This window comes from Phyllobacterium sp. 1468, from assembly GCF_031455525.1.
Classification (GTDB): Bacteria; Pseudomonadota; Alphaproteobacteria; order Rhizobiales; family Rhizobiaceae; genus Phyllobacterium.
Genome location: NZ_JAVDSX010000008.1, coordinates 75306 through 94866, shown reverse-complemented (window position 1 = coordinate 94866; position 19561 = coordinate 75306). Strand labels below are relative to the sequence as shown.

At 55.2% G+C, this 19561-nt stretch carries 13 protein-coding genes; 7 read left to right on the top strand and 6 right to left on the bottom strand.

Translation table 11 applies throughout. The features are described from left to right. Nucleotides 1–17: 17 nt before the first annotated feature. The 4 genes from J2X72_RS19890 to J2X72_RS19875 all read right to left on the bottom strand — a co-directional run bounded on the left by J2X72_RS19890 (nt 18) and on the right by J2X72_RS19875 (nt 4232). A complete protein-coding gene (locus J2X72_RS19890; protein WP_310074802.1) occupies nt 18–1115 on the bottom strand; it encodes an ABC transporter ATP-binding protein in 1098 nt (365 codons plus the stop codon). Continuing rightward, nucleotides 1112–2011: a carbohydrate ABC transporter permease gene (locus J2X72_RS19885; RefSeq protein ID WP_310074800.1), complete on the bottom strand. Its 900-nt coding sequence runs from the start codon at nt 2009–2011 to the stop codon at nt 1112–1114. Before J2X72_RS19885 ends, J2X72_RS19890 begins: the two co-directional genes overlap by 4 nt. After that, nucleotides 2008–2916, bottom strand: coding sequence for a sugar ABC transporter permease (locus J2X72_RS19880; protein WP_310074798.1), 909 nt, complete (start codon nt 2914–2916; stop codon nt 2008–2010). Before J2X72_RS19880 ends, J2X72_RS19885 begins: the two co-directional genes overlap by 4 nt. A 71-nt stretch (nt 2917–2987) precedes the next feature. Then, nucleotides 2988–4232: an ABC transporter substrate-binding protein gene (locus tag J2X72_RS19875; RefSeq protein ID WP_310074796.1), complete on the bottom strand. Its 1245-nt coding sequence runs from the start codon at nt 4230–4232 to the stop codon at nt 2988–2990. Nucleotides 4233–4519: 287 nt separating this feature from the next. Here J2X72_RS19875 and J2X72_RS19870 point away from each other — a divergent pair, with 287 nt between their 5' ends. Beyond that, nucleotides 4520–5578, top strand: a complete 1059-nt coding sequence (locus J2X72_RS19870) for a LacI family transcriptional regulator (RefSeq protein WP_310074794.1) — start codon at nt 4520–4522, stop codon at nt 5576–5578. A gap of 15 nt (nt 5579–5593) precedes the next feature. Here the strand turns inward: J2X72_RS19870 and J2X72_RS19865 are convergent, their stop codons facing one another. Continuing rightward, on the bottom strand, nt 5594–6346 hold the full coding sequence (locus tag J2X72_RS19865) for a PCC domain-containing protein (protein WP_310074791.1): 753 nt from the start codon (nt 6344–6346) through the stop codon (nt 5594–5596). A 244-nt stretch (nt 6347–6590) separates the two neighbouring features. Between J2X72_RS19865 and J2X72_RS19860 the strand changes: the two genes are divergently transcribed. Both J2X72_RS19860 and J2X72_RS19855 read left to right on the top strand, forming a co-directional pair. Beyond that, nucleotides 6591–7433: an IclR family transcriptional regulator gene (locus J2X72_RS19860; RefSeq protein WP_310074789.1), complete on the top strand. Its 843-nt coding sequence runs from the start codon at nt 6591–6593 to the stop codon at nt 7431–7433. Beyond that, nucleotides 7430–9049 carry an acyl-CoA synthetase gene (locus J2X72_RS19855; RefSeq protein WP_310074786.1) on the top strand — a complete coding sequence of 540 codons (1620 nt, stop codon included), beginning with the start codon at nt 7430–7432 and terminating at the stop codon, nt 9047–9049. The genes J2X72_RS19860 and J2X72_RS19855 overlap by 4 nt, the downstream gene beginning before the upstream one ends. Before the next feature lie 367 nt (nt 9050–9416). Here the strand turns inward: J2X72_RS19855 and J2X72_RS19850 are convergent, their stop codons facing one another. Continuing rightward, nucleotides 9417–11918: a DNA translocase FtsK gene (locus J2X72_RS19850; protein WP_310074784.1), complete on the bottom strand. Its 2502-nt coding sequence runs from the start codon at nt 11916–11918 to the stop codon at nt 9417–9419. A gap of 922 nt (nt 11919–12840) precedes the next feature. Between J2X72_RS19850 and repA the strand changes: the two genes are divergently transcribed. The 4 genes from repA (at nt 12841) to J2X72_RS19830 (ending at nt 19537) form a co-directional block, all read left to right on the top strand. Beyond that, nucleotides 12841–14073: a plasmid partitioning protein RepA gene (repA, locus tag J2X72_RS19845; protein ID WP_310074993.1), complete on the top strand. Its 1233-nt coding sequence runs from the start codon at nt 12841–12843 to the stop codon at nt 14071–14073. A 10-nt stretch (nt 14074–14083) separates the two neighbouring features. Continuing rightward, entirely contained in the window at nt 14084–15154 is a 1071-nt protein-coding gene (gene repB / locus J2X72_RS19840; protein ID WP_310074782.1) for a plasmid partitioning protein RepB, read from the top strand. 248 nt (nt 15155–15402) lie between these two features. Next, the gene (gene repC / locus J2X72_RS19835; protein ID WP_310074780.1) at nt 15403–16716 is read left to right on the top strand and encodes a plasmid replication protein RepC; all 1314 of its coding nucleotides are present in this window, start codon (nt 15403–15405) and stop codon (nt 16714–16716) included. Nucleotides 16717–17032: 316 nt separating this feature from the next. After that, entirely contained in the window at nt 17033–19537 is a 2505-nt protein-coding gene (locus J2X72_RS19830) for an EAL domain-containing protein (protein WP_310074778.1), read from the top strand. Nucleotides 19538–19561: the final 24 nt, after the last annotated feature.

Here is a 19561-nt window from a genome sequence, read left to right as displayed (position 1 = left end):
CATGATGCTTGGGAAGTTCAAAGGCGATTTTCTGTTCCGGCATCGAAAAGCGAGGCCATGGCGGGATTGAATGTCAGGAATACCCTTTCACCGGGCTGGTAGCGCCTGCCGGAATCGACGCGAACCGAGATGGCTTTTCCCGCAACCTTTAGCCAAACAAGGCTGTCGGCGCCCATTGGCTCATCGAGATCCACGACTGCCTCGCAGGAGCGGCCGGCGGGACCTGGTTGGTCACTGATAGCGATGTGTTCCGGTCGGAAGCCGAAGGTGACTGAATGGCCGGGCGCCAAAGGGTTTTGCGCTTCATATCCTGCAAGCGAAATATCAAGATCGGCGACCCGGAAGACAACGGAGTCGTTGGTTCCTGCGATCTCGCCTTTGAGGAAGTTCATGGCGGGTGAGCCAATGAAACTTGCGACAAAGAGGTTGCGCGGCTTGTTATAGATCGTCAGCGGATCATCAAGCTGCTGGATCAGGCCGCCCTTCATGACCGCAATACGATCCGCCAAGGTCAAGGCCTCGATCTGGTCATGTGTGACGTAGATCATGGTATTGGCGAGTTTGTGGTGCAGCCGCTTGATCTCGACGCGGAGTTCGGAGCGCAACTTCGCATCGAGATTGGAAAGAGGCTCATCGAAAAGGAACACGTCGACGTCGCGAACCAAGGCGCGGCCGATGGCAACGCGCTGGCGCTGGCCGCCGGACAATTCGGCAGGTTTACGTTGCAGCAGTGAGCCGATCTGCAAGATTTCGGCCGCTTGCGCGATGCGCTTCTGGATATCCGCAGCGGGCAATCCAGCCACCCGCAACCCGAATGAAAGGTTCTTCTCGACAGTCATTTGCGGGTAAAGCGCATAGGACTGGAAGACCATGCCGATGCCGCGATCCTTGGGCTCCTCCCAAGTCACATTCTTGCCCTTGATGAAAATTTGTCCGTCGGAAATTTCGAGCAGTCCGGCGATGCAATTGAGCAGGGTGGATTTTCCGCAACCGGACGGCCCGAGGAGCACGAGGAATTCGCCGTCTGCAACCTCGATATTGAGGTTTTTCAAAACGTCGATCGAGCCGAAATTGAGCGAGAGATTCTTGATTGAAACACTGTGCACTGAGGTCACCCTTTTACGGCGCCAGCGGCGATGCCTCTGACGAAATACTTACCTGAAAAGAAATAAACGAGGAGTGGCACCGCACCGGTGAGAATAGTCGCCGCCATGTTGACGTTGTATTCCTTCACCCCTTGCGTCGAATTGACGATGTTATTGAGTTGCACGGTCATCGGGAAATTCTTGGTGCCGGCAAAGATCACGCCGAAGAGGAAGTCATTCCAGATGCCGGTCACCTGGAGGATCACTGCGACGACGAAAATCGGTAGGGACATCGGCAGCATGATCTGCAGGAAGATGCGCCAGAACCCGGCTCCGTCCACGCGTGCTGCTTTGAAAAGCTCCGGGGGTAGCGAGACGAAGTAATTGCGGAAAAGGAGAGTAAGAATCGGCATGCCGAAGATGGTGTGGATGACGATGACACCCGTCAGAGTTCCGAAGATGCCGAGTTGTCGCGTGATGATGACGAGGGGGTAGAGCATCACCTGATAGGGGATAAAGGCGCCGAAAATCAACGCCGTGAAGAAAAGCTCCGAGCCTTTGAAGCGCCAGTTGGAGAGGGCATAGCCATTCACTGAAGCGATGATGATCGAGAAGATCACACTTGGGACCAGGATCTTCATGGAGTTGAAGAAGCCGACCTTGATACCTTCGCAGTAAAGACCCGTGCAGGCACTGTTCCAGGCCGTCGCCCAGGGTTGGAAGGTAACCTCGACCGGCGGAGAGAAAATGTTTCCCAGTCGAATCTCGGGCATACCCTTCAGTGAAGTCATGACCATCACATAGAGGGGAATGAGGTAGTAAATGGCCGCAATCAATAGCGCTGAATAAATCATGATCGATGCGGGCGACAGGAAACGCTTGGGGCGACTTCCTTGCGGTTCTGCGCTGGAGAGGGACGAGTTCATTTCGAGACTTCTCCCTTTCGATATCGGGGTCGGAATTCCATCAGTGCCCAAGGCACGAGGATAATCAGAACTGTCGTGAGCATGATCGTCGAGGCGGCGAGGCCCTGACCCAGATTGCCGCGCGAGAACATGAGATCGTAAACGTATTTGGCGGGAACCTCGGAGGAGATGCCTGGCCCGCCATTCGTCAGCGCGACGACGAGATCATAGACCTTGACGATCGCCGCCGAAATGATGACGAGCGTGGTGATGAAGACAGGTCGCATCATCGGAATGACAATGAAAAGGTAGGTTTTCCACGCCGGTATCCCGTCAACGCGCGCGGCTTTCCAGATTTCACCGTCAACGCCGCGAAGACCCGCGAGCATCAGTGCCATGACAAGGCCCGTGCCCTGCCACAGACCCGCAATCACAATGGCATAGATGGCAAAACGGCCATCAGTCAGGATAGGGAAATTGAAGGTTTCAAAACCGAGGTCGCGAACGACCTTTTGCACGCCATAGGCCGGGGTGAGTATCCACTGCCAGACAAGGCCGGTAACGATGAACGATAGAGCGTGCGGGTAGAGAAATATGGTGCGGAAGGTATTTTCGAAGCGGATTTTCTGATCCATCAGTGCGGCGAGGATAAATCCTAGAACCAGCGAAAAGCTCAAAGACAAAACACCGAAGATGGCGAGATTCTTCAGGGAAATGGTCCAGCGCGACGTCCGGAAAAGCCGCACATATTGATCCATCCCGACGAAATCCAGCGTTGGCAGGGAACGCGAGGATGTGAAGGAATAAACGACGGTCCACAATGTGCAGCCGATGAACACAACAAGCACCGTGACGATCATCGGTACCGCCGCGATTTTGGCATTCAGATTGCGTAAGGGGGCAAACGGGCGCCGGCTCCCAGCCATCGAAGTCTCCATTCCTGTCACTGGATGCCGGACCCAGCAGGCCGGCATCGCTGCTACGGTAATCGTTCGGATTATTTTGCTTCGCCGATGATCTCGACATAGCGGGCCTGAGCATCCTCGACCGTCATGTTTTTGTCGGCGAAGAACTCCGTCGTCAGATCTTCGATCTGACCCTGCGTGTCGGAGGAGAAAGCCTGTTCGTATGAAGGCAGCACATTGTTGCTGTCCGCCAATATCTTTATGCCCTTTTGCATGCATGCATTGGCAGTCTGCATGTCAACGTCGCCACGGATCGGCAGCGAACCCTTGGCGAGGTTAAATGCAACCTGCGTCTCCTTGGAGACAAGCATGCTGGCAAGCTTCAGTTGTGCTTTTGTGATCTCGGGGTTTGCGTTTTTCGGAAAATAGAAGGCGTCGCCTCCTGTGTCGAGGACGGGATGAACACCCAGGCCCGGCAGGCAGTCATAATCTGTGCCGGCGACCTTTCCGGCCACGCCGAATTCACCCTGTGCCCAATCGCCCATGATTTGCCCTGCAGCTTTTCCGGTTAGAACGAGGGACGTCGCTTCATTCCACTGCCGTCCGACGTAGCCGGGGTCAGCAAGGTCTCGCGCATCGGCAAAAGCTTGCCAAACGGCCTTCATTTCGGGACCGCCAGCGGCTTCGACACTCTTTTCATCCATGATCTTGAGATAAAGGTCCTTGCCGCCAAGGTTGGCCAGCATGACGCGGAACACGCCGTCGATCTGCCACGCATCACCGCTCGCAAGCGGAATGACGCCTTTTTCTTTTAGCTTAGGTGCTGCAGCGACGAATTCGTTCCAGTTTGTGGGCACCGCCGCACCGGCTTCTTTAAATACATTGGGATTGATCCACATCCATTGCCAGGAGTGGATATTGACCGGAACGCAATAAATCTTGCCCTCATATTTGCAGGCATCGAGCAGCTTTGCGGGGCGGATGAAATCGGCCCAGCCTTCTTTGGTAGCAAGCTCGGTCAGGTCCGTCATCAAGCCGGCCTTGACCAGATCTTCGGCATCGCGGCCCGTATTCAATTGGGTGGCACCCATTGGATTTCCACCAAGAATGCGGCTGACGATGATTGGACGAGCTGTGCTGCCGCTGCCGGCGATCGCGCCGTCCACCCATTTGTCGCCGCCCAATTTGTCGTAAGATTCGGCGAGAACCTTGGCAGCTGCCGCTTCACCGCCGGATGTCCACCAGTGCGTGACCTCAAGGTCAGCGGCGCGAGCCGGGTTGGCTGCGAAAAGGAACGTCGACGTGGCAAGAGCGGTCAAGACAGAACGGTAACGCATCGTATCCTCCCAAAATCTGAAACGTTACAGGTAGGCTAATGTAAAGCGCCGCCAAGTGCAATCGCCGAAAGCCGATTTTTTCGGAATCGACGTGAAGGATTTATTTCTTAACCAAATAAGCCTGCAAATTCAGGGTAATAAACAATTGTGACTACGCTGTGCGATTGCCAAGTAGCGTCAATATCGTCTAGGATCACCTTGTGCCACCAGCCAAAAAATTCGGATTGCAGTATTTTTGTAAAACGATACAGATACCATCAAAGGAAGGCTTGAACAGCCGATTGAATATGAAGACGACAGAAGGCGATCAGAAACCGGTAATCGGTGCTGCCGAACCCGTTGAAGGCGAGAGGCCGACGTTGAAGACGATCGCCTTCATGGCCGGCCTTGGTGTCACCACTGTTTCGCGCGCGCTCAAGGATGCGCCGGAAATTGGCCAGGCGACCAAGAATCGGGTTCAGCTGATCGCCAAGCAGATTGGATACCGGCCCAACCGTGCCGGTGTGCGTCTTCGCACCGGCAAGACCAATGTCATCAGCCTCGTGCTCAATGCCCAGTCGGAGATCATGGGACTTACCTCCAACATGGTCTATGGAATTTCCGAAGTGCTGTCGGAGACGCCCTACCATCTGACCGTGACGCCTTATTCGGTGAAAAATGACCCGATGCAGCCGATACGCTACATCGTCGAAACGGGCTCGGCCGACGGGATCATCATGTCACGTACGGAGCCGAATGACGCGCGCGTCCGCTACCTTACCGAACACGGCATTCCGTTCGCGACGCATGGCCGGACAGAGATGGGCATTGAGCATCCGTTCCACGATTTCGACAACGAGGCCTTTGCCTATCTCTCGGTGAAAAGCTTGCTAACAAAGGGACGTCGCAGGATCGCCTTGCTTGCCGGCCCGTCGCCTTCGGTCACTTATTACCGGCATCTCCATCGGGGTTTCTCGCGTGCGGTGGAAGAGGGAGGCGCGAATACGGTTGCTGTGTCCGATATTGATGTCGATACCTCGCTGGGCCGTATCAGGAACCGGATGGAGGAGATCATGTCGGCCTCAAACCGCCCCGACGGCATTGTCTGCTGCAGTGGCAGCGCGGCCATCGCTCTGGTTGCAGGTATTGAAGCCGCCGGGCTGAAGATTGGCGGGGATGTCGACCTTGTCTCAAAGCAGTCGACCGATGTGCTGCAATGGTTCCGCCCGCAAATCATCGTGTTCAATGAGGATGTCCGCCATGCCGGGCGTGAACTGGCGCGAGCAGTATTGCGAAGGATAGCCGGGGTCGATGCTCGGGAACTACAGAGTCTCAGTTACCCTGATGAACACGATCTGCGCTCGTGAAGTGTCACGGATCGTTCAGAGTTCCTCCAAGCATAGCTCGAATGTGATGCAGACGGGGTTTTCACCACGAAGCAGCTCCCCGCGTGTGACATTGCCCTGGGTGTCGACCATGACGATTTCGACACGTGTTCCGGTTGAGTGGCACGTGACGAAGCCTCGGGTAACGAAGACTTCGGTTGCGATATCGTCTACTTTGGAACCATCCCCATAGCGTGCGCCGATCAGGCTGCCTATGCCGCCGCGCAATTTTGCTGCGGCGAAGTCATGTTTCCGGCAGATCGCCTCTAGCGCAAGGATGATGTCCTCATTTGGGCAAACACGTGCGATCACCGTGCGCGGACCACCATTCTGGGCGCTGATTGTCCTATTTGACGGTACGGGATGAAAAAGCGTGAAGGCGGTTTCTTCATCAGGCTCCGAAACCATCCGCACTTCTTCTACACCCCAGGCGATCGCATGAATGGGCCGACTGACAATCGTTTCCTGCGCAAGCACATGCCCGGCAGCAAGCTTGCCGCTGTGCTCGTTCCAGATGGCATGGCAATGGATAAAGGCGGCGCCGTCACGCTCGCCAAAGGTAACATTCCCGTTTTCAAGTCGCGTTTCGCCAACCGGCGAGAATATGTCGCTGTACCAGGCAGCGTGATGCTCGTCGGTCGCAAGAGCCGGCATAAGATAGTGGAATGGATTGAAAGCTCCGCCGGTAAGAACAAGAGAAGCGGCTGTAACTCCGGCGGCCTGTAGCGGCTGGGCAATGGCGTCGTTCATGCTTTGGCCAGACTCGAGAGTGAATTCCAGCCGTCGACCGATGCCCACAAAACTCTCGAAGCGGGGAAATTTCGGAGGCCCAGGTTGCCGTAGAGATCGTTCAGACATCGATCACCGCCGAAAGCCGTCGCAAGATGAGCAGCATATTTTAAGTTCCAAATTCCGTTCACAGGCCGCCAAGTTGTGGCATAGTTCCACAAACGAATGAAATGATCCACAATATGGATCAATACGAGGAATTGGGATGGAGCAAGAGGTCAGACCGGTAGCAGGTCTCAATGGTTCGCAAAGCGTCGACAGGGCGCTTGGCCTCTTGAGCCTTGTCAGCTATTCCGGCGATGACGGCAGCACCTTGACTGATATCGTGGAACAAAGCGGCCTCAACAAACCCACTGCGCGTCGTTTGCTTCTGGCGCTCATACGCTCTGGCCTGCTGGAACAGGACACTTTGACCCGACGATACTATCTCGGTCAGGAAGCTTACGTACTTGGCACCCTTGCGACACGGCGCTATGGCCTTCTACAAATCTCCCGCGACAGCCTTGGTTTTCTGTCGGCGAAGACACAGGACACCAGCTTCCTTTCTATCCACCGCGATAGCTACGCCGTTTGTCTGCATCGCGAGGAAGGCACCTATCCGATTCGCACCCATGCATTGCAGGCTGGCTATCGCCATCCCTTGGGCGTGGGCGCCGGGTCACTGGCGATCCTGGCTGCGATGCAGGATGACGAGGTTGAAGTCATTTTAGCCGTGAATGAAGCTGCCCTCCTGACCGAGTATCCAAATCTTTATCCCGACCGCATTCGCGCTGACGTTGCAGCGGCGCGGGAAAACGGCTTTGCCCTCAACCCTGGGCTTATCCTTACCAATTCCTGGGGCATCGGTCTCGCCATTCGCTATCCGGATGGTCGGCCAGCCGGCGCCCTTAGTATTGCAGCCATCGACAGCCGCATGCAGCCTTCACGTCAAGCGGAACTCGCTGCTTTGATGCAAGGTGAGACCAGAAAAATCGAAGCGCGGCTCGCCCATCTTCAACCTCCCAATGACCGGTCAAGACGAGTGCCGGCTTCGAAGGCAGCGACATGACTGCGAAACATGGATTGATAATCGAACCCATGTCCAGGCGGGTGATGAACTTATATGGCCTTCTCGCCCAATCGGCCCGCCGCTTTCCGAAGGAGATTGCACTTGTCTGGGGCGAAAAAACATGGACATGGGCGCAACTGCAGCGCCGTGTCAACGCCATGGCCGCGGCGTTGCAAAGGGAGTTCGGCGTGGTCAAGGGTGACCGGATTCTCGTTCAATCGCAGAATTGCAACCAGATGTTCGAATCCATGTTCGCCTGTTTCCAACTTGGAGCGGTGTGGGTTCCGACTAACTTCAGGCAGACATCTGACGAAGTGGCCTATTTGGCGGCAGCAAGCGGCGCCAAGGGCATGATCTGCGGGCATTCATTTCCAGTGCATGTCGAAGCCTGCCGGCAAACGTGTGCAGAGATGAAATTTGTCATTGCGATCGGAAAAGCCGATTTTGCTGATGATTACGACGATATTGTGGATCGTTTCGATAGCGAAACGGTGATGACTGCCCCTGTGGATCATGATGATCCGTGCTGGTTCTTTTTCACCTCTGGCACGACTGGGCGGCCAAAGGCTGCTGTATTGACCCACGGTCAGATGGGATTCGTAGTGACCAATCACCTGTGCGACTTGATGCCGGGCACGACGCACGACGATGCCTCGCTCGTAGTCGCACCCTTATCGCACGGCGCCGGGATTCATCAGCTGACGCAGGTCGCTAGAGGTGCAAAAACCATTCTGCTGCCAACAGAGAAGCTTGATGTTGCCGAAGCCTGGCGGCTTGTCGAAAAATGGCGCGTGAGCAACATGTTTACCGTGCCGACGATCCTTAAAATGCTGACCGAACATCCCGCCGTACAGGAGCGGGATCATTCGTCATTGCGTTATGCAATCTATGCCGGCGCACCCATGTACCGGACCGATCAGATCAATGCCCTAAAGACGCTGGGGCGGGTGATCGTGCAGTATTTTGGATTGGGAGAGGTGACCGGTAATATTACTGTGTTACCTGCCGCCGAGCATCATCTGGAAAACAGCGAAGATGCGCGTCCGGGCACCTGCGGTTATGCGCGCACCGCGATGCAAATCTCGATCCAGGATGATAGCGGAAACGAGGTTTCGCCGGGCGTAACCGGCGAGATCTGCGTGATCGGTCCAGCCGTTTTCGCCGGCTACTACAATAATCCGGAGGCCAATGCGAAAGCCTTTCGCAATGGCTGGTTCCGCACCGGCGATCTCGGACACATGGATGAGACGGGATTTCTCTTCATCACAGGACGGTTCTCAGACATGTATATTTCTGGCGGCTCCAACATTTATCCGCGGGAGATCGAGGAGAAAATGTTGACGCATCCGGACATCAGCGAAGTGGCTTTACTGGGTATTCCGGATCCGGTATGGGGCGAGGTCGGTCTTGCGGTCTGTGTTGCGCGCCCTGGTACTGCGCCAGAAGCCGAAGAGATAATTGCCTGGCTTGGCGACAAGATAGCTCGCTACAAAATACCGAAGCGGCTTGTGTTCTGGCCAGAGATGCCGAAATCCGCCTATGGCAAGGTCGCCAAGAAACTGATCCGGGAAGAACTCATCAAGCGCCGCGAGCTCGATGAACCCGCGGGACACTAACAGAGCATTCCTTTCTTACTATCAATTTTTTTGCATTGCAGCAAATTGGTTGCATTGCAGCAAAACTTGCGTACTCTTGCAGGAATCGGGAGGAGCCACTGTTTGCAAAGGATGCCAGCATGCTCCAGGTTGTAATTCTCATATGCTCAACAAGTCTGTCGCCGATGGATTGCCAATCGAACACGGCGCTGGATGTGATTTACGGGCCACAGACCAGCAACGTCATGATGTGCGGGATGCAGGGACAGGCTTTCGTGGCACGCACAGCTATTGTCGGACGTTCGCCTAACGAGTTCATCAAAATCAGATGCTCACCGTTGAAGCCCATCAAGGCTGCTCTGCGACAGTAACGCTCGGCGCGCGTGCCTCAGCCGGTGTCCCTGTTGACGTTGAGGATTTCGCGCTTGCCGACATGATTGGAAGGGCCGACCAGCCCTTCCTTTTCCATCCGCTCCACCAGGGAAGCGGCGCGATTGTAGCCAATCTGCAGCCGTCTCTGGATGTATGAGGTCGAGCATTTTTTGTCACGCAGCATGACCTTGACCGCCTGATCATAGAGCTCGTTACCGTCTTCTGCGGCCAAGGCGCCCTTGTCGAAAACTGCACTATCGTCAGTATCCGCGTCGTCTTCCTCGCTTTCGTCTGCCGTGACGGTATCGAGATAGTCAGGCTGCCCTTGAGTCTTCAGATGCGCAACGACCTTTTCGACTTCTTCGTCCGAAACGAAGGGCCCATGGACGCGCGAAATACGGCCGCCACCGATCATATGCAACATGTCGCCCTGGCCAAGCAGCTGCTCAGCACCTTGCTCGCCGAGAATTGTGCGACTGTCGATCTTGGATGTGACCTGAAACGAGATGCGCGTCGGGAAGTTCGCCTTTATGGTACCGGTGATCACATCGACCGACGGACGTTGAGTCGCCATGATGAGATGGATGCCGGCGGCACGCGCCATCTGGGCGAGGCGCTGGATCGCGCCCTCGATATCCTTGCCGGCCACCATCATCAGGTCGGCCATTTCATCGACAATGATGACGATATACGGCATCGGCGTGAGGTCCATAGCCTCCTGTTGATATTGAGCTTCGCCGGTTCCCTTGTCGAAGCCGGTTTGCACGGTGCACATCACCGTTTCGCCCTTTTCCTTGGCGCTGACAACCCGGGTGTTGAAGCCATCGATATTACGCACGCCAAGCTTTGACATTTTTCTATAGCGGTCTTCCATCTCGCGCACAGCCCATTTGAGAGCCATGACTGCCTTCTTTGGATCGGTGACGACCGGGGTAAGAAGATGCGGGATACCGTCATAAATGGACAGCTCAAGCATTTTTGGGTCAACCATGATCAAGCGGCATTCGTCCGGTGTGAGCCGGTACAGCAGCGATAGAATCATCGTGTTGATGGCGACTGATTTCCCAGAGCCGGTCGTACCGGCTACGAGCAGATGCGGCATCTTGGCGAGTTCGGCAATTACAGGCTCACCGCCGATGGTCTTGCCAAGGCAAAGTGCGAGTTTGAACCTGGTCTTGTCGAAATTCTCGGATCCCACCATCTCGCGAAGGTAGACTGTCTCTCGCGTCGTATTGGGTAATTCGATCCCGATAACGTTGCGTCCGGGAACAACAGCCACACGAGCGGACAGCGCCGACATGGAGCGGGCGATGTCGTCGGCAAGACCGATGACACGCGAGGATTTCACACCCGGCGCCGGTTCGAACTCATAGAGCGTGACGACGGGGCCGGGCCGCACATGGATGATCTCGCCGCGAATGCCGAAATCTTCCAGTACGCTTTCAAGCAATCCGGCGTTCTGCTCGAGCGTTTCCTGCGAAATGGTGACGACATCCTGCGTGAGTGCTTCTTGTAGCAGGGTTACCGGAGGCTTTTCGTAAGTAGCGCGGGGGGCTGGAACATTCCGTGGTTTAACGGGATCCGCTATCGCAATCTGCCGCGGAGGGAGCGGGGCTTGGACAGGTGCAATCTCTCGGCGTCTGGCAATGGTGCGCTCGGGAGTGACAGCGGGGACAGCTTCAGGAATTGCGTTCAAACCCGCATCGACGGTATCGCTCTCCCCCGGCTGCTGTTCAGGCATCGGCGCCGCATGGTGGTCCACCCGCACTGAGTCGAGTGGTGGCGACATGAGCGGCGCTTTTTGTGTCACAAAGGGCTCAACGACGCGGAAGTTGGCGGTGATTTGGTCGGGGCTGAATTTGGGCATTGGTTTGACGGGGGAAGCAGCCGCAACCAATGCAATCCCTCCTATAAAGTCAGCGGATTCGAAGAAAGCGTAGTCCGATACATAAGCCAACGGCGAGCGTGCTGGCGCCGGCGTTCTACCTGTCGTGTGGGCCTCGGCAACAGCCGGCCTCTGCGGCACGACAACCGCGAGAGATTGAACCGGAATTGGTTGGCTGAAGAGGAGGGACCCTCCCGACTCAACGTCGGGAACATGAGGGGGTACGACGATTGCTTCCAGGTTCCTTGCCGGTTTTGCAGTAGCCGGACGTTTCGCATCCGCCTTCGGTGCCATAGTATGTTCTGTCGGCGCCGGGCCCTTGTTTTTCAGGAGTTCGCTGTCCGGTGTTCGGGTAAAACGGACATTTTCGGATAGTGAAAACATGCGCTTTGAAATCGGCGCAAACGATGTGCCTGCATCAAATCCGCCTGTCGGTACTGGTACTGGCCTCGGTGTCGCGTTAGCGATCGCCCGTTTGACCGTAACGCTTTCATAAAGGGTGGGTGAATCTGCGTTGGCAAGGTCTACCGGACGCGACGGTGGAACCGGCACGTGGACCACCACTTCACCGCCGCTGTTTTCAAACCCATATTCATCTGCTTTGACTGGAAAATTTGTTCTTGGGATACGCATGATGCCTGCAGCGGAACGATGTGAGATTACCGAAGGGGTGCCCATCTGAATAGAAAACCAAGGTTAACAACTTGCTACTTTTGACGGCAGCGGTCCCGATTTCATGCGCGAATTATCTAGGTCGTGAACTCATGAATCTGGTAGAAATGGCGCCTGAAACGGCAAGAAGATGCGAGGAGAAGCGTGAAGGGCGGGGTCTTTCCCCGGCCGAGCGGTTCGACACTGCAGCTTGCAGCCCGATCAGTGTCCGCAGGATAAGGTCCATCTTCCCGGCAACATCGTCGCAAAGGCGCGCAAATGAACCACATTTCCTTGGCCTTTGCTCCTTGTATCCGAAAAGATCGCCTCATACCATTTCCATCAGATTTATGAGTTCACGACCTTGCTTCCATGCTAAGGACTACATTCTGTAGGCACGCAAATCTCACATCAGAAAGCAGTTTGTAATGGCGATCAAATTCGCATTGAAAGAAACCACTTCGAAGTCCCCTGCCGAGACAAAATCAACATCATCAAAATCAACTGAAATGCAGGCATCGGATACCAAGGACGCACCTGACAGCGATCTATTCGAGCCCAAGCCGGCCGATCAAAAACGCAAGAAGAAGAAGTGGTAAAATTGTGCAGTTGCCACGGTAAATTGGTTAAATTGCGTTAACTATAAAGTGCTTGACGCGACTCGGTCCTTCCCTCAGTTTGGTTACGGTTTTTGAGGGTAACAGGCTAAATAGGCGTTACACAGATTTTGCGGTGTTAGTATCGAGCTGCAGCGTTAAATTGTTGTCCAGCGTTACCCTTTTGGTTTTTCTGTCGAATCGGCGCATCATTCCAGCGCACGGTCGGCAGTCTATTAACGGGCGTACAGGATCAACACGTGACTTTATTGAATACAGCACAGACAAACCGGACTGTAGATGCCCAGCTGCATGGCGCTGCATCCCTGTCTGTCGCCTTGCCGGCTGATCGCGCGATCGCGGCGGATGCCGAGATGCTCTCAGCGCAGTTACAGGCGATGCGCAACCGCCTGTTTCCGCCGACGGCGCAGAAGACGTTGCGCAAGTTCACCAGTGGCGAGGCTGCAAAGCTGATTGGTGTATCCGACGGTTATCTGCGGCAGCTTTCGATCGCGGGCGAGGGGCCGCAACCGGAAACTGGAAGCGGCGGTCGCCGACTCTATACGCTTGCCGAGATCAATGCGCTGCGCCGGCACCTCGCCGAGGCTGGCGGTGCCAAGGCGAAAACCTACCTTCCGCATCGCGACCCCAGCGCCAACGAGCATATGCAGGTAATCGCGGTCACCAATTTCAAGGGCGGCTCTGGCAAGACAACGACAAGTGCACATCTTGCGCAACATCTGGCCATGGCCGGGTTCCGGGTGCTGGCTGTTGATCTTGATCCACAGGCATCGATGTCCGCCCTTTTCGGTTACCAACCGGAACTCGACCTCACCGGCAATGATACCCTCTATGGCGCAATTCGTTATGATGGCGAACGCAGGCTGTTGCGCGATATCATCTGCAAGACCTATTTCGATGGTCTCGATCTTATCCCTGGCAATCTCGAACTGCAGGAGTTCGAACACACGACACCGCAAATGCTGGCGGATCGGCAACATGGCACGCAGAGTGTCGAGCAGCAATTATTCTTCGCGCGTGTTCAGGCCGCGCTGGATACGGTGTCGGACGACTATGATGTCGTCGTCATCGATTGTCCTCCGCAGCTCGGGTTCCTGACGCTTTCGGCGCTTTGTGCAGCTACTTCTGTGCTGGTAACCGTTCATCCGCAGATGCTCGATGTTGCCTCCATGAGCCAGTTCCTGTTCATGACGGCAGACCTTCTCGCCGTCGTGCGCGAAGCGGGCGGCGACCTTAACTTCGATTTTATGCGCTATCTCATTACGCGCTTTGAGCCCAATGATGCGCCTCAGCAACAAATCGCTGGTTTCCTGCGCTCCTTGTTCGGCGAGCGCGTTCTGACGAACTCGGTGGTTAAGTCGACGGCTTTCTCCGATGCCGGCCTGACCAAGCAGACGCTTTACGAGGTGTCTCGCGACAGCTTCACCCGTGCTACCTATGACCGCGCGTTTGAATCACTGACTTCCGTCAACTCTGAGATCCAGGGCCTGATCTTCAAGGCTTGGAACAGGCCAGGGTGAGGGTGCGATAATGGTGGACAAAAATCGCAGGGATCAACTCAAGGCGCTGTTCGAGACGGTAGACACTAATTCGGCGCCCGAGCAGAAGCCGGTCGAGCTGGCCCCAATGCAGCAAAGCGCTTCGGTCGAGCCGTTAAAACCGCGGACAGCGTCAGGTGCGATCAAAGCCATGGGCCTGTCTCTTGGTGGAATATCAAAGGAGATCGAGGATGCGCGGCGACTGAAAGAAAGCTTCGAAGGCAGCGAGCGGGTCGTCGAGCTCGATCCGGCGCTGGTCGAAAGCTCATTTATCGAAGATCGACTCAGCCACGATTCCGGATCGGATGACAGCTTCGAGGAACTGGTCGAAAGTATCCGGCAGAATGGACAGCAGGTTCCCATCCTTGTTCGGCCGCATCCGGAAAGGCAGGGCTACTACCAGACAGCTTATGGCCATCGCCGCCTGCGCGCTGCTCTACGCGTCGCTAAGCCCGTGCAGGCTATCGTCCGCAATCTCACCGATGTGCAGCTTGTCCTGGCACAGGGCAAGGAAAACACCGAGCGGCGCGATCTATCTTTCATTGAACGTGCTTTCTTTGCCCGCAATCTTGTCGAGCGGGGCTTCGAGCGCAGTCTTGTGCAGGATGCATTATCCCTGGATAAGGCAGAGATGACGCGGTTTCTTCAGGTCGCGGCAGCGGTACCTGCGCAGGTGGTTCGCGCTATCGGACCCGCGCCAAAGATCGGCCGGCCCCGGTGGATACGGTTTGCTGAATTGCTCAAATCCGCTGACGCGCAAGCGGCCGCATTGAACGAGATCACGCTCGAGTCATTCAGCGCTGCTGACACCAATGCGCGCTTTAACCGCATCTTTGAGCGGCTCCTGAAAAGCGTCGAGCCTGTCGCATTGGCGCCGCGCGATAGACCACCGGCCGTTGGCAATAAACCCTCAGGCACCGGCGCAATCGCGCGGTTGAATTCAGAAAAGGGAAGACAGGTTCTGACCTTTGCCGAGCATATTCCGCAAGATTTTGCGTTATTCGTAACGGGGGAGCTCGAGACATTGCTTGCCCGCTACAATAGCCGGTCGAGTGACAAGTAGCGTTACGACTTCAGTCGCTAAGGCCGGCTGGTCGAGTAAGCATTAAGCCAAAACCGGTCCCGGTTCTGGGCAGTTTAAAAGGACGAGAGAGAAGGAAACAACGGCAAGAAAAAAGGCCCCCAGAACGTTACCGCTCCGGAAGCCCTCTTCAATGTAGCAATTTTAGAGAATCACTTCCACCCAGACTTGTCAAGAGTCGGACGCGTTTCGGCATGCCTTTTCATTGCCTCAACTTGAGGTAAAGAACCATGACTGATCGTTTTGCAACGACGCCGTTTGGCGGTCGTTCGTTGTCGCATGCCATGTTTGCCGTGCAAGAAAAGACAGCACGGGCTCGCGAAAAACTGGCGGGTACGGACAGGAATTACCCGGAGAAGTGGGCGCTGTTGCGGTCATTGACCGAGGCTCGTGCGGCATTTTTTCTTTCGGACCGCACAATTGCGGTTTTGGAAGCATTGCTGAGTTTCTATCCCGAGACATTGCTAAACGGCAGTGCGCCGCTGATTGTCTTTCCGTCCAATGCGGAGCTTTCCCTGCGCACCCGCGGCATGTCGTCCGCGACAATTCGCAGGCACCTTTCAGCGCTTGTCGAGACGGGCCTGATCATTCGTCGTGACAGTCCCAATGGTAAACGTTATGCGCGGCGTGGCGAAACTGGTGAGATCGAGAATGCATTTGGCTTCGACCTCTCACCATTGGCGCTACGGGCGGATGAAATCGAGGCCCATGCGGTTCAAGCAAGGGATTTGGCGCGAGCCATTCATCGCGTGCGCAGCGAGATCACCATCCACCTGCGAGATGTATCCAAGACGATCGATGCCGGGCTCAGCGAGGCACGCGCGGGTGACTGGGAAACATTCGCTGACGAGCTGGCAGCTCTTTCGGGACGAGTAAGCAGGCATTTGCCACTAGAGACGCTCCGGGTTCGATGCGATGCCCTTACAAGCTTGAGGGAGAGAGTGGAGAAAGCCTACCTCGCGTCTCTTTCAGACAAAGAAATGAGCGCCAGTGACTCTTCTTTTGAGCACCATATTCAGAATTCAAATATAGACCACAAATTTGAAAGAGCCCAAGAAAACGGGCAGAAGCAATCAGCTGAGCTACACCCAGACAGCAACGAACCGGGGCGAATAGTTGCGCTGAGCAAAATGCGAAATCGCTTGGACGCGGCCCGGCGAAATAAAAACCGTGGCAAAGCCGATGCAACCGGTGATTGGCAGGCCCTTGAAACAAAATCGGTCCCGATGCCGCTGGCGGCCGTGTTAAGTGCTTGCCCGCAGATTATCGATTATTCCCGCGACGGGATCGCGGAATGGCGAGACCTGATGCAGACGGCAGGACTGGTGCGCTCGATGCTCGGTATATCACCTGATGCATGGCAACGGGCGCGCGAGATCATGGGCGATATCAATGCATCGATCACGGTCGCGGCCATTCTTGAGCGTGTCGGTGATATCCGTTCACCCGGAGGCTATCTCAGGGCGTTGACCGACCGCGCCGAAATCGGCCAATATTCGGTCCTTCCCGTCATCAAGGCGTTGGATGGTTTGCGGTGTCCTTGACTTCGCGAGCACCTGCCCGAGTCCTAGCGCCGCTGATGAAGATATTGCAATTCCGCGTTGCAAAGAGTAGGCATTGGAAACGGGTATGTCAGTTTTGCCGCTTCGAATGGCTCTATTCTGAGTTGATTTGCGTGCTGGATTTGGGTCCCTACGATTTTTGTAGTCGCATAGGGCTATGAACATTAGGGTGACAACGATTGATATCGTCCCATGAGGGCGTGGCCTTGCCTTCATAGTTTTAATTATAGTTACTACCGGTTTCCTGCTCTTTCGCTGAATTCGACTCGATACTTTAGGCATTTTTAGGAAGCGTTCCATGGATGTTGTGGGCCCGAAAATATCTGAGCAGCTTGGTCCGGATGGAAAAAAACTCGGCATTCCGGTTATCGTAATCATCGGTTTTCCGCTTTTGGTTCTGCTGATCGTACTTTTTTTGGGATTTGGCTTTGCCTTGCAGCACCAGCAGGTAGACTTGACCAAAACCTATTCCGAACGCACCGCCGAGTTTCTCGCCCGGGATTTGGCCGATCAAGTGGGACAATTGCTGACACCGGCCGCAGAGTATACCGACACGTTGGCCGAGACGATCGAGCGGGCCAAGTGCAGCAACGCCGATTGCGCATTCTCTGTTATCCGGGCGCAACGAGACGTTGCCAGCACCATCCCGGCCCAGATAGCCTATCTGCTTTTTGGCGGCACAAACGGTCAGCTTTACAGTGTCTACAAGCGGGATCAGAGTGATTCAGGTTTTCTTGGAACTGTTGAATCTCCAAAAGGCGACTCAAGCCAGCTCATTATATCGGAACCAGGCAAGGCAGCCCGGACCATGCCTTATGATTACTATCAAGCCGGTTGGTACCAAGCTGGGATGGTGAGAGCCGAGCCTATCTGGAGTGCGCCTTATCGAGGCAAAATTACCAATATATGCAAGCTGGGAGAGGGCGACTCCTGGAACCTCCAAAGGGTTGTTCGCGTCAATGGTATCGAGGGGAAGCCACTTGGGGTTTTGGCCGTCAATGTCTGTTTGACCCGCGCCAGTTTGTTTTTGCAGAGCATGATTGGCAAAACCGTAGAAAAGATCACGATCCATACCCGCTCGGGTGAGAGCTTACTGGTTGGAAAGGGTCAGCTTACGATCGTACCGAATAATGCTCCGGTAAAGTCTGCAGATGTCGATCAGCTGGTTTACAAAGAGGTTTCTTTGACAGACCCAAGTCTCAAGGGCTGGCGGCTGGCCGTGACACTGGGCCCTGAATTGTCGCAGCAAGCGATCTGGGACTGGAAACATACGCTCGGTCTGCTTGCTGGGTTACTGTCCAGCATCGCGCTTGCCGCAGTCGCGGCAGCCTACGTTGTCGATCCGGTCAAGCGGTTGTCGCGTGCGGTCGTTGGCGTTGGCGCTCTTCAACTCGATACTCCGATAGCCGTGACCACGCGTGTCAGAGAACTTGCATTTCTCGCGAGCGTCATTGAGAAGATGCGTGGTGTCTTGCATGGGAACCAGACCCGATTGGAATTTTTGGCCTATCACAATCCGGCTAATGGCTTCCTCAACCATGCCGGTCTGACAAGAGCATATGTTGAGCTGACTACCAAACCGGGCCATATCGATCTGGTTTTGATCAAGATCCGCAATTATCACCATATTGGCGGGATCATAGGCGATGTTGCCTTGGCCCGGATCATGGCACGCAATATTGCCATTGTGGAAAAGGAACTTGAAGGCAGTGTTGTCGGTTGCATCAACGACAACGAGATCGCCTGCCTCTATCCCAGCGAAGATGGCATCGATAGCCAGCATATACGGCAGGTTCTCGAATGGATGCGCGCGCCGCACGACGACGATGGCATAAACGTTTCCGCAGATATATGTGCTTCGGTCAGTACCAAGCAGAATGAGAGCGACAGGTTTGATATGTTGCTGCGCCGGGCGAACGCGGCTCTTTATCATGCTGAAGAATCGCGTAGCGAAGATGCCGTCTGGTACAATCCCGAAGTTATCCAGGATTTGCGCGAAGCGCTGGAATTTCGTGGCGACATCGCGCGATCTATTGCGAACGGGGAGTTCGTTTTAGAGTTCCAACCCATTGTCATGCTAAAGACGGGAACAATCGAAGGGGTCCAGGCATCAGCCGTCTGGCAGCATCCTCAGTTAGGCCCCATCAAGCAGAATAAATTTTTTTCCGTGTTTGAGAAAAACGGATACATCCGGGATGTCGGTCTCTTCGCCATTTCGCGATCGTTCGAGTTTTTGCATCGTTTCAAAATGCGTCATCCCGGGCGCAAATTGCCGGTCTGCATCATTCTTTCGCTGGTCCAGCTGATTGATCCGCTTTTTATCGAACGGGTAACGGAACTGCAAAGAGAATGGTCAATCAAGGGTGGTGAGGTTGTTTTCGTCATATTGAAAAATGCGGCTGCACTTGACGATCCCCAGATTATGCGAGCGCTCGGAGCGTTGCGGGAACTGGGTTTCCGCCTGGCAGTTGACTATGCGGTCGATAGCGCCGGTCTGAGTAGATTGTCTTCTGTCAGATCCGAAACATTGGTTATCCGGCCGGCTCTACAGCGAAATATCGAGCATCCTGGACCAGAGCGAACCATATTGCGCTCTGTTTGCAGACTTGCCGCCGAGCTGGAGATGTCCAGCCTTGCGGTGGGTATCGAACGTCATGCGGTTCTTGCGCCGATTATCGACTGCGGCTGTACTTATGGAATGGGACCATGGTTCGGGAATGCGGTTTCGGAGCAAGCGTTTCTGAATGCCTACTCGGAAGACTCTGCGCTGCCGGCCGTACCCGGCAATGGGTTGAGGGCCTGAACAAACCCATCCCCGCGGCACGAG

Coding starts and splice junctions, on each gene's coding strand:
- J2X72_RS19860 (WP_310074789.1), top strand. CDS start 6,591: ATGGAGCAAGAGGTCAGACCGGTAGCAGGTCTCAATGGTTCGCAAAGC.
- J2X72_RS19885 (WP_310074800.1), bottom strand. CDS start 2,011: ATGAACTCGTCCCTCTCCAGCGCAGAACCGCAAGGAAGTCGCCCCAAG.
- J2X72_RS19855 (WP_310074786.1), top strand. CDS start 7,430: ATGACTGCGAAACATGGATTGATAATCGAACCCATGTCCAGGCGGGTG.
- J2X72_RS19830 (WP_310074778.1), top strand. CDS start 17,033: ATGGATGTTGTGGGCCCGAAAATATCTGAGCAGCTTGGTCCGGATGGA.
- J2X72_RS19850 (WP_310074784.1), bottom strand. CDS start 11,918: ATGCGTATCCCAAGAACAAATTTTCCAGTCAAAGCAGATGAATATGGG.
- J2X72_RS19875 (WP_310074796.1), bottom strand. CDS start 4,232: ATGCGTTACCGTTCTGTCTTGACCGCTCTTGCCACGTCGACGTTCCTT.
- repB (WP_310074782.1), top strand. CDS start 14,084: ATGGTGGACAAAAATCGCAGGGATCAACTCAAGGCGCTGTTCGAGACG.
- J2X72_RS19870 (WP_310074794.1), top strand. CDS start 4,520: ATGAAGACGACAGAAGGCGATCAGAAACCGGTAATCGGTGCTGCCGAA.
- repC (WP_310074780.1), top strand. CDS start 15,403: ATGACTGATCGTTTTGCAACGACGCCGTTTGGCGGTCGTTCGTTGTCG.
- J2X72_RS19865 (WP_310074791.1), bottom strand. CDS start 6,346: ATGAACGACGCCATTGCCCAGCCGCTACAGGCCGCCGGAGTTACAGCC.
- J2X72_RS19880 (WP_310074798.1), bottom strand. CDS start 2,916: ATGGCTGGGAGCCGGCGCCCGTTTGCCCCCTTACGCAATCTGAATGCC.